The sequence below is a fragment of the Rickettsiales bacterium genome, from assembly GCA_033762595.1.
GTDB lineage: Bacteria > Pseudomonadota > Alphaproteobacteria > Rickettsiales > UBA8987 > JANPLD01.
In genome coordinates, this window is sequence record JANRLM010000114.1 from 1 (window position 1) to 1,922 (window position 1,922).

Genomic DNA, 1,922 nt, shown 5'->3' on the forward strand with positions numbered 1-1,922 from the left:
GAAATATCTAGATAAATCTCTGCCAACTAAATCCTTCCCAACTTGAGCAAACTAGTGCGGTCAAATCATTTCTAAGATTTTCTTAACTTCATCATTCATTTTTGATCTCATTACAAATTCTCTTTTGTTAATTTTGTCATAAATTCTGGCATCAGTTACTCTTTTTAGCTCTTTGATTACAGATTTGATCGATTTGTGTGTTTTAATTTCGATGTATTTGGCAATAGCAAGTGCCATAAAGCAGATGAGGATGTGGGTTTTGATGGCTTGTTCTTTGTTGTGGAAGATTGGTCTGGCTTTGAGGTCGGATTTGGAGATTTTGAAGGATCGTTCAACATTCCAAAGTTGCTTGTATTTGTTAACTATTTCGATGTTGTTATTTTTAGAATTATTTTTGTTGCTGCTGGTTGTTTTGTGGCTGGTAAAATAACCTTTAATTCCAAGCAGAAGCTTAGCTTTAACAACTAATTTTTGATTAAGTTCAAATTTTCTTTCTTCTTTATTTTGATCATTCTTGCTGCCCGATCTGATTAAGAATTTAGCCCTTTTAATAATCTCAGCTTTGCTGGGGGTTTTTAATATTTCCTCAGCTCTTTCTATTTGTTTTTCCAGCTCTCTTTTGTCCTTATTGTATCTTTTTTGACTGAAGTGGCAGACCAGATCATCTTTGCCTTCTATCGTAATTCGAACAGTTTTATTATCTTCTTGCTTTAAATCCTGTGATATTCTTTGAATTGTTGGAAGTTGTAAATTCGCCATTCTGGCACCAACGATGTAATCAAGATTATTGTTTTTAAGAAGTGTAATATTTTTCTCACTTATCATTGCAGAGTCAGCAACGATGGTGAGCTGTTTTATTTTGTATTTCTTTTTGAGCGAGACAATTGCTGGCTCTATTGTATTGCCTTCAAATTTATTTCCCGGAAAGACCTGATAGGAAACCGGAAAGCCGGAATTATTAACCAAAAGCCCGATCATTATTTGTGGGTTGCTGGCTTTATTGTCTTTGCTAAAGCCTATTCTTCTTAATTCGTCAGTTTCAAAACTCTCAAAGTAAAGAGTGGTGAGATCGTAAAAAACAATGTTAAAACTAAAATCAAAATATTTTTTAGCCACATAAATGGCTTTCCTTTCCACCTCGTCTTTTAAAGGCAAAAGATTGCTCAATGTTCGATAAAAATCTCTTCTGCTATGATTGATACCAAAAAAATCTGAGATAAATTCAAATGTTTCAGCCTTGGAACATGGATGAACTAACCTAGCAATCACTAAATCATTTAAAATTTTAGAATCTGCTAAAAGATGAAATTTGAACTTAACCGCCAAGTTCCAAAGTATGTCGTAAAGTAATTGATATTTAAAACCCAAATACTCGCATTTATCAAAAACCGCCACGGATCCGGCATCTTGCCTTTTTGATAATGGAAATAATGAGCCTTGAGGATCGTTCTTATCAATCCATTTTAAAGCAGCATCTTTTAAACGCTCCAAATCTTCCTGGTTAGAAGCGCTACCCAAATGAAATACTACATTCCTCTTATTATTAAAATATTCCACCACCTGAACTGCTGCTGCACCTGATGTGGTTTTGATAGTTCTGACTTTGTAAGTTGACATCAGATTTGTTAATTAAAATTTAAAACAAAAAATTTTAATTAAAAAATCCAACTTTTTTACTCAATTTTTACAAAAAATTCACCCCTAGTGCGGGATTTTAGGAAATAAAACTCTTGAAAGGGTTGATTATACTGGATCCGGGGAAATTGATAAAAGTGTTTGCTCAAGTTGGGAAAAAGAAATTTTGCAAGATAACGGTAAAATCTCAGCCGAAATTGCTAAATCTTTAGCAGAAGCAGAATTCAAGAAATTTCAAGAAGTTGCAGATCAGAAATTTGAAAGTGATTTCGATAAGAGGCTAAAGG

Annotated in this window: 1 protein-coding gene; it reads right to left on the bottom strand. The window is 33.5% G+C overall.

The features are described 5' to 3' along the window. Positions 1–60: 60 nt before the first annotated feature. Positions 61–1,617 (bottom strand): IS1634 family transposase, encoded by a 1,557-nt coding sequence (locus SFT90_07975; GenBank protein ID MDX1950412.1) that lies wholly within the window; start codon positions 1,615–1,617, stop codon positions 61–63. Positions 1,618–1,922: the final 305 nt, after the last annotated feature.